9 protein-coding genes are annotated in these 9350 nt (G+C 32.4%); 1 reads left to right on the top strand and 8 read right to left on the bottom strand.

What is annotated here, in order from left to right:
- From B2671_RS15115 to B2671_RS15090, 6 genes are all read right to left on the bottom strand, one after another.
- On the bottom strand, positions 1–166 hold a 166-nt coding region (locus B2671_RS15115; protein ID WP_346871180.1), incomplete at its 3' end, for a 3-hydroxyacyl-CoA dehydrogenase NAD-binding domain-containing protein.
- Positions 167–423: 257 nt separating this feature from the next.
- Positions 424–1431 (bottom strand): electron transfer flavoprotein subunit alpha/FixB family protein, encoded by a 1008-nt coding sequence (locus tag B2671_RS15110; RefSeq protein ID WP_346871143.1) that lies wholly within the window; start codon positions 1429–1431, stop codon positions 424–426.
- 24 nt (positions 1432–1455) lie between these two features.
- Positions 1456–2241, bottom strand: a complete 786-nt coding sequence (locus B2671_RS15105) for an electron transfer flavoprotein subunit beta/FixA family protein (protein ID WP_346866799.1) — start codon at positions 2239–2241, stop codon at positions 1456–1458.
- Positions 2242–2254: 13 nt separating this feature from the next.
- Positions 2255–3394, bottom strand: a complete 1140-nt coding sequence (locus tag B2671_RS15100) for an acyl-CoA dehydrogenase (RefSeq protein ID WP_346871142.1) — start codon at positions 3392–3394, stop codon at positions 2255–2257.
- 36 nt (positions 3395–3430) lie between these two features.
- A complete protein-coding gene (locus B2671_RS15095) occupies positions 3431–4210 on the bottom strand; it encodes a short-chain-enoyl-CoA hydratase (protein WP_035130499.1) in 780 nt (259 codons plus the stop codon).
- Positions 4211–4452: 242 nt separating this feature from the next.
- The gene (locus B2671_RS15090; RefSeq protein ID WP_346871141.1) at positions 4453–5103 is read right to left on the bottom strand and encodes a redox-sensing transcriptional repressor Rex; all 651 of its coding nucleotides are present in this window, start codon (positions 5101–5103) and stop codon (positions 4453–4455) included.
- 441 nt (positions 5104–5544) lie between these two features.
- Between B2671_RS15090 and B2671_RS15085 the strand changes: the two genes are divergently transcribed.
- Positions 5545–7458 carry an ABC-F family ATP-binding cassette domain-containing protein gene (locus tag B2671_RS15085; RefSeq protein WP_346871140.1) on the top strand — a complete coding sequence of 638 codons (1914 nt, stop codon included), beginning with the start codon at positions 5545–5547 and terminating at the stop codon, positions 7456–7458.
- 115 nt (positions 7459–7573) lie between these two features.
- Here the strand turns inward: B2671_RS15085 and pdxT are convergent, their stop codons facing one another.
- Positions 7574–8158: a pyridoxal 5'-phosphate synthase glutaminase subunit PdxT gene (pdxT, locus tag B2671_RS15080; RefSeq protein ID WP_346871179.1), complete on the bottom strand. Its 585-nt coding sequence runs from the start codon at positions 8156–8158 to the stop codon at positions 7574–7576.
- A gap of 4 nt (positions 8159–8162) precedes the next feature.
- On the bottom strand, positions 8163–9041 hold the full coding sequence (gene pdxS / locus B2671_RS15075) for a pyridoxal 5'-phosphate synthase lyase subunit PdxS (protein WP_346871139.1): 879 nt from the start codon (positions 9039–9041) through the stop codon (positions 8163–8165).
- Between the last annotated feature and the right edge of the window lie 309 nt (positions 9042–9350).

The following is a 9350-nucleotide window of genomic DNA, read 5'->3' as shown; positions in this document are numbered from 1 at the left end:
TACCTTTTGTAGCAAGTTTTTTAATATTTTTTTCTATCATTCCAAGACCTTTTTGTACAAATTCATCCTTTATATCTCTAACTATTACCTCATATCCTTTAGCGGCAAAAGCTTGAGCTATTCCTGATCCCATTGTACCTGCGCCTAAAACACATATCTTTTTCATATTAAACACTCCTAACATAATTTTGTATTATGGATTATAGACTATTACAAATCTATATTACCACATTTTTATATATTTATATTTATATTTATCAAAAATAACTCAATAAATATAAATATATGTATACAATTTTCAACGAAATAAGACTATTATTCAATATTTAACAAATGAGGGGTATATACATCTCCGTATATCCCCTCATCTTATGTTAATTAGTGTACTATAAAATTCAATTAATCTAAAGTCTTATAAATTTACTATTTGTTCATCTCTTTATATTGAGCTATCATTTCTGGAATAACTTTAGCAAAGTCTCCCACTAAAGCTACGTCAGCAGCTTTCATGATTGGAGCATCTGAATCCTTGTTAATAGCTATGATGTAGTTAGAATCTTGCATTCCAGCTAAGTGTTGGATTGCTCCAGAAATTCCGCAAGCTATATATATAGTAGGTCTTACAGTTTTTCCTGTTTGTCCTACTTGAACTGCTTTTTCTACCCAGCCATTATCAACAGCTGCTCTTGATCCAGCTAAAGTTCCTCCCATTACGTCTGCAAGTTCTTGAAGTAAATCGAAGTTTTCTTTACAGCCAACTCCTCTTCCTCCTGAAACTACGATATCAGCTTCAGTAATGTCTACCATTTCTTTTACTGATTTAACAACTTCCATAGTTTCTGTTCTTATATCAGAAGCTGCTAATTCAACGTCAAATTTTTCAACTTGGAAAGCTCTGTTTTCATCTTTAGCTAACTTTTCGAAAACTCCAGGTCTTACTGTAGACATTTGTGGTCTATGATCTCCACAAACGATTGTAGCCATTAGGTTTCCACCGAAAGCTGGTCTTGTCATTAATAAGTTGTTATTTTCTGGATCTACATCAAGTGATGTACAGTCAGCTGTAAGACCTGTTGAAAGTCTTCCTGCAACTCTTGGTCCTAAATCTCTTCCAATGAAGCTAGCTCCAATGAATAGGATTTCTGGTTTTTTAGCGTTTACAACTTCGTTTATAACTTTTGTATATCCATCAGTTGAATAGTGAGTTAGTAACTCATTGTCGCATACTAATACTTTATCTGCTCCAAAAGCTCCTAATTCTTTAGTCATTTCTTCTATATTTTTATGTCCAAGTAATAATGCTGTAAGTTCTACTCCTAACTTGTCAGCTATTTCTCTTCCTTTTCCTAATAATTCTAAAGCAACCTTTTGTAATTCTCCGTCTCTTTGCTCTGCAAAGACCCATACACCTTTATAATCTGCTATATTCATGGTAATTTCCTCCTTAACTATATCTTAGATGAAGTGTTTTTCTTTTAGTTTTGAAAGCGCAATTGAAGCTGCTTCTTTTGGTGATACTTCAAATATTTCACCTTGTCCTTTAGCTTCTTTAGTCATTGATTTTTTAACCTTTGTAGGTGATCCTTTAAGACCAAGTAGGTTAACATCAACGTTAATGTCTGCTACAGTCCATACTTTAACTTCTTTTTCTTTAGCCATTGAGAATATGTTTTTAATGTTCATATATCTTGGCACATTTAAAGTTTCGATTGCAGTTAATAGAACTGGAGTATTAACTCTGATATTTTCATATCCATCTTCCCAAGCTCTTCTTACGTTTAATACGCCTTCTTTTTCTTGGCTAACTGCTTCAACATAAGTTATTTGAGGCATTCCTAAGTGTTCAGCAATTTCTGGTCCAACTTGTGCAGTATCTCCATCAATCGCTTGTCTTCCAGCGAATATTATATCATAATCTAAGTTTTTAATAGCTGCAGCTAAAGCGTGAGATGTAGCTAATGTATCAGCTCCAGCAAAAGCTCTATCTGTAACTAGTATAGCTTCGTCTGCTCCCATTGCTAATGCTTCTTCTAAAGCTACTTTTGCTTGTGGAGGTCCCATTGTTATAACAGTTACGTGTCCACCATAAGTATCTTTTAATTGTAATGCTCCTTCTAAAGCATTCTTATCATCTGGGTTTATTATTGAAGGAACACCATCTCTTATAAGAGTTCCTGTTTTTGGATCTATTTTAACTTCATTTGTATCTGGTACTTGTTTTACACAAACAACTATTTTCATCTTTCACTACCTCCTATTTCAATATGCTTCCTGCGATAACCATTCTTTGAACTTGAGAAGTTCCTTCGTAGATTTCAGTTATCTTAGCATCTCTCATCATTCTTTCAACTGGATATTCTTTAGTGTATCCATATCCACCAAATAATTGAACAGCCTTAGTTGTAACATCCATAGCTACTTCTGAAGCATATAATTTAGCTCTAGCAGCATCTACTGAGTATGGCATACCCATATCTTTTTTGTAAGCAGCTTTGTATACTAAAAGTCTAGCAGCTTCGATTTGAACATCCATATCAGCAACCATCCATTGAAGTCCTTGGAATGCTGCTATTGATCTTCCGAATTGTTTTCTTTCTTTCATGTAAGCAACAGCTTCATCTAAAGCTCCTTGAGCCAGTCCTAAAGCTTGAGCTGCTATACCAATTCTTCCTCCGTCAAGAGTTTTCATTGCAACAGAAAATCCTTTTCCTTCTTTTCCAAGTAAGTTTTCTTTTGGAACTATGCAGTTTTCAAATACTAATTCAGTAGTAGATGATGCTCTTATTCCTAACTTCTCTTCAACTTTTCCTATTGAGAATCCAGGGAAATCCTTTTCAACTATGAATGCAGATATTCCTCTAGTTCCTTTTGATTTATCAGTCATTGCAAATACTACGAAGATATCAGCAACTCCACCGTTAGTGATGAATATTTTTGAACCGTTTAATACGTAGTGATCTCCTTCAAGTACAGCTGTTGTTTGTTGTCCAGCAGCGTCAGTACCTGCGTTTGGCTCAGTAAGACCAAATGCACCTAGTTTTTCACCTTTTGCAAGTGGTGTTAAATATTTTTCTTTTTGCTCTTGAGTACCAAATTGATATATTGGTGCTCCACATAAAGAAGTGTGTGCAGAAACTATAACTCCTGTAGTTCCGCAAACTTTAGAAAGTTCTTCTACAGTCATAGCATAAGATACGTTGTTTCCACCTGCTCCACCGAATTCAGTTGGGAATGGAATTCCTAACATGTTGTATCTAGCCATTTGCTCTACGTTTTCCATTGGGAATCTTTCTGTAACATCTATTTCAGCTGCTATAGGTTTTACTTCATTAATAGCAAACTCCCTTACCATTTGCTTTACAAGTTCTTGTTCCTTAGTTAATGAAAAATTCATTATAATACCTCCTACTTATACGATTATCTATTTCGATTATCTATTCTTAAAATTCTTGTCTCTCTTTTCAACAAAAGCTGTCATACCTTCTTTTTGGTCTTCAGTAGCAAAACACATTCCAAATGCCTCAGCTTCATATAATACTGCACTATCAATATCCATTTGCAAGCCTCTATTGATAGCAGCTTTACATTGGCTTATAGCTATAGGAGCATTCTTAGCTATTTTATTAGCCATAGCTTTTGCTTCATCTAAAAGTGTTTCCGGTTCTACTACCTTGTTTACTAATCCAATCCTTAAAGCTTCTTCAGCATTGATCATGTCACAAGTGTAAATTAATTCTTTTGCAATTCCTTCACCTACAAGTCTTGATAACCTTTGAGTTCCGCCAAACCCAGGAGTTATTCCAAGCCCTGCTTCTGGTTGTGCAAACTTAGCTTTAACTGATGCAATTCTAATATCACAAGCCATTGCAAGTTCACATCCACCACCTAATGCAAAACCATTAACTGCAGCTATAACAGGTTTTTCAAGTTTTTCAATTTTTCTAAAAACCCCATTCCCAAGAATACCAAATTCTTTACCTTCTATAGCATTCATTTCTTTCATTTCTGAAATATCAGCTCCAGCAACGAAAGCTTTACCTTCTCCTGTAAGAATAACTGCATAAATTTCTTTATCCCCAGAAATTTCTTGGATAACACAATCAATTTCTTTTAAAGTTTCTGTGTTTAAAGCATTTAATGCTTTAGGTCTGTTTAGTTTAACTAAAGCCACATTTCCTTCTTTTTCCAAGACTATGTTCTTATAATCCATTTTTAAAATCCCCCATGCAATTTTTCAGGTGTTAGCCGCCATAAATCGTTATTAATTTAACAAAATAGTGATCAAGGTTCTAATACCTTAATCACTATTATAGACTGTTTATAATTCTTTTTCAACCTAATTTATATTTTATTTATGTTTTTAATGAATCTTTTTACTTAATTCATATAATTAAATTCAAAAAATTCCTGACAATACAAATTTTAAGAAATTTGTATTGTCTTTTTTTAGCATTATAGGAATTCTTCTTCTTTTTCACACTCATTTAATAAGTAACTTAAAGTCATTAAACTTTCATTAAGATGTACATTCTCTACAATAACATCTTCGTTAACCTTTAGATCTATAGGTGCAAAATTCCATATTCCCTTTACGCCATTCTTTATTACCACATCTGCTACCCCTTGAGCTCTATTTTTAGGAACACAAATTATGGCTATGTTAATCTTTTCTCTCTGTAAGAAACTATCTAATTCATCCATATCTTTAATTTCGATATCTCTTATTTTAAGTCCAATAAGTTTTACATTTACATCAAAAATACCTTTAAGATTAAATGCCATCTTATCAAATGTTGTATAATTGGCAATTGCTTGACCTATATTTCCTGCTCCAATTATTACAGTGTTATACTCTTTATTAAGGCCTAATATAACAGAGATTTGATATAATAATTCCTTAACATTATATCCATACCCTTGCTGTCCAAAATCTCCAAAACAATTTAAATCTTGTCTTATTTGTGAAGCTGTAAACCCAATTCTTTCACTTAGTTCTTTAGATGATATTCTATCAACTTCATTTTTATCTAATTCGCGCAAATATCTGTAGTATTTAGGTAGCCTTTTTATTACAGCCATAGAAATGCTTCTTTTCTTTTCCACCTCTTATCAACTCCTTATTTATATTCTTTATATATTTTTCACTTTCATTTCCATACTTTTTCATATTATAATCTTCTATTGAAAATATTATCTAAAATAACTGTTATAATCTCATATTCAACGGAGATTTTATTCATATAGATATTATACTATATCATTACGGATTTGTTATACATTTTTTTATCAAATAAATAAACTATAATGCTATATTGTACATTTAAAACACTTTATTGTATATATAAATTATAAATTTTTTTAACTTTTTATCATAAATAGTCTATAAAATTTAATAAACTTAATTTCTATACCAATTTTACTTTTCATTGTATTATATATAACAATGTTTCCTATTACTCACAATACCCATTCCTACACTGTACTATACAAATTATTTTAAATTTCTAACTTTCATGTTAAAATGCTAGTAGGACGGTGAAATAAATGATAGTTTTAAGTTGTAAAAATATAAGTAAATACTTCGGAATAGATATGATTTTAAAAGATATTACCTTCAACGTAAATGAAGGTGAAAAAATAGGATTAATAGGTGCTAATGGTGCAGGAAAATCAACCCTATTTAAAATTTTAACTAACCAAATGGAATATGATAGTGGTGAGCTATATATAGATAAATCAAAGGAACTTGGATATCTTTCTCAAAACCTTTCTCTAGATTCAGATAATACCATATATACTGAACTTCTTTCTGTGTTTAAGTCACTGATAGATATTGAGGAAAGATTACACAATTTAGAAGAGAAGATGAAGGAACCTTATGATGCCGCTAAAGAAGATTATCATAATAAGATTATACGTGATTATACTACTTTAACAGAGGTTTACGAAAATCGTGGTGGATACACTTATAAAGGTGAAATTAGTCGTGTACTTAAAGGACTAGGCTTTACAGAGGTTGATTTTGATAAATCCATATCCATATTAAGCGGTGGCCAAAAAACTAGAGTTGCTTTATGTAAGCTCCTTCTTAGAAAACCTGAAATCTTGCTTCTAGATGAACCTACAAACCATCTTGACCTTGATGCAATAGAATGGTTAGAGAACTACCTTAAAGAAGTTAAAGGCACAATTATAGTAATTTCCCACGATAGATTCTTCTTGGATGCTATCACTAACAAAACCATAGAACTCATAGGTGGAACTGCACAGTGCTATAACGGAAATTATACAGCCTTTATCGACCTTAAAGAGAAAAATAAAGAAGTGATGCAGAAGGCTTACGACCTTCAACAAGCAGAGATTAAAAGACAAGAAGAAATCATAACTAAGTATAAGTCCTTTAATCGTGAAAAAAGTATAAGAGCTGCTGAAAGTCGTCAAAAAGCCTTAGATAAGATAGAAAGAATAGAAGCACCTATTAAAGATGCTAAGGCTTCAAAAATAAAGTTTGAAACACAAATAAAAAGTGGTAATGATGTTCTTTATGTAGAAAATTTAAGTAAAAGTTTTGGTGAAAAACTTCTATTTGAAGGTTTAAATATGGATATTAAACGTGAAGAGAAAATTGCTCTTATAGGTGAAAATGGTCGTGGTAAAACTACTCTATTTAGAATAATCATGGATAAAATATCTTCAGATAATGGGATTAAGGTGTTAGGTAAAAACGTATTTGTTGGATATTACGATCAAGAGCAATCTAATTTAAACTTTAATAAAACTATTTTAGATGAGGTATGGGATGATTTCCCTCATATGACTACCACGGAGATACGATCGGCTCTTGCAGCCTTCTTATTTACAGGGGATGATGTATTTAAGTCCATATCTACTCTTAGTGGTGGAGAGAAATGTAGAATTAATTTACTAAAACTAATGCTTTCTAAATCTAATTTTCTTCTTCTAGATGAACCCACAAACCACTTAGATATTATCTCTCGTGAGGCCTTAGAAGATGCAATCTTAAACTATGATGGCACAATAATTCTCATATCCCACGATAGATACTTCTTAAATAAAATTATAAATAAAATCTTTGAGCTTAACGAGGATGGAGTGAAAGAATACTTAGGCAACTATTCCTATTACATAGAGAAAAAGAAAAACCCTTTAAGGTTTGAGGACATAGAGGAAGGTTCTGGCATTACTAAGACTCAGTTAAAACTAGATAAAAAGAAAAAACGTGAAGCTGAAAAAGCTGAAAAAGAAAAAGCTAATACACTTAAAAACATTGAAAATAAAATAGCCTCTACTGAGGAATCTCTTGAGGAGCTTCAAGGTCAGCTATGCCTTGAAGAAGTCTATTCCAGCCCTGAAAAAAGCATAGAAATAAATAAAGAAATACAAAAAACTGAAGAAAAGCTTCAAAACCTATATGAGCAATGGGAAGAACTAACTTAGGAATTCTTTCAAAATAAATTAATCTAAATAAATGCTGAGCATGCACTTATATTATTAAAATACATGCTCAGCATTTCATATAAGATTAATGATTTATTTTGCAAAAGCTCATTATTTATTTTGATATATCTTTGCACATGTTGTAAAAATACTTATGCATAGATAAGTCCTTTGTTAGCTCCGGATGAAATGATGTTGCTAACATATTATTCTCTCTGCATGCTATGATTTTTTCATCTACTTTACATAGTACATTTACCCCTTCATGTACCTTTTCAACGTAAGGTGCTCTTATAAATACTAAAGGTATTTTTTCCTCACTGACACCTTCCACTATTTCATCCGTTATAAAGCTGTCTAATTGAGAGCCATAGGCATTTCTTCTTACCTCTATACCCATAACACCTAAATGGTTGCAATCACTTCCTAGAATGGATTTAGCGAGAATTATCATACCTGCACAGGTTCCCCATACTGGCATCCCTCTTTCAATTTTGCTTTTTAGTGGAGATAGCATATGAAAATCCCTTAATAGTTTTCCTATGGTAGTACTTTCTCCTCCTGGAATTATAAGACCATCTATATCCTCTAGGTCCTTCAAATTCTTCACTCTTAAGACTGTGGCTCCACTTATATTATTAATCTTATTTACATGTTCTATTACAGCTCCTTGTAAATCTAGTACACCTATAGTTATCATGATGCTACCATCCTCTTGATGCATATAATTTGCCATCTGGTAGATCCTTAGTATTTATACTGTCCATAGGTTCTCCTAAGTCCTCAGAAACTTGTGACAAGATTTCAGGATTATTATAGTTTGCTACAGCATGAACTATAGCCTTAGCTCTTTTTTCTGGATCTGCTGATTTAAATATACCAGAACCAACGAAAACTCCATCACTTCCAAGTTGCATCATTAAAGCTGCATCAGCTGGCGTAGCTACTCCACCCGCAGCAAAGTTAACTACTGGTAGTCTTCCATGGTTGTGAACATAAACTATTAAGTCATATGGTGCACCCATTTCTTTAGCTATAGTCATAAGCTCTTCTTTAGGTGTATTTTGGACTTTCCTTATTTCACTCATCATAGTTCTCATATGTCTTACAGCTTCTACAACATCTCCAGTACCAGCTTCTCCTTTAGTTCTTATCATTGACGCTCCCTCACCTATTCTTCTTAGCGCTTCTCCTAGGTTTCTAGCTCCGCATACAAAAGGTACATTAAATCCTTTTTTATCTATGTGAAATAAATCATCTGCTGGAGTTAATACTTCACTTTCATCTATATAATCAATCTTAATAGCTTCTAATATTTGTGCTTCTACAAAATGACCTATTCTCACCTTTGCCATTACCGGTATAGATACAGCCTCTTGAATTTCTTTTATCATCTTAGGATCTGACATTCTAGCAACTCCACCTTGTTTTCTAATGTCAGAAGGTACGCGTTCCAAAGCCATTACCGCAACAGCTCCTGCTTTCTCTGCAATTATAGCTTCCTCAGCATTAACTACATCCATTATTACTCCACCCTTTAGCATTTCTGCTAGGTTTTTGTTTAACTCTGATCTTGTATTCATTTATATTCCCCCTACAGTATAGTACAAAATTGTATGTATATTTTGTATCTATTTATTTAATTTTTACAGTACAATTATTCCATAAATATCATATTAAATCAATACAATTTCTTAAATTTAGTTATTTTATATTATCTGTATGGGTACAATGTAGCTATTAACTATATCCCCAACTATGTATAAAAACATTTAAATAAATTCATAGTTAAATAGTTATTGTGTTGATAAGGAAACTTCTTGTCACATTCCTTTTTAATAGGAACTCCTTTTCACATACGTTCTAAGGAGTAAGTTCGAACTACTAAATCA

The organism is Clostridium sp. UBA5119 (assembly GCF_002414285.1).
GTDB lineage: Bacteria > Bacillota > Clostridia > Clostridiales > Clostridiaceae > Clostridium_J > Clostridium_J sulfidigenes.
The sequence above is the reverse complement of the archived record's forward strand: the minus strand, read 5'-3'. Positions and strand labels throughout refer to the sequence as shown.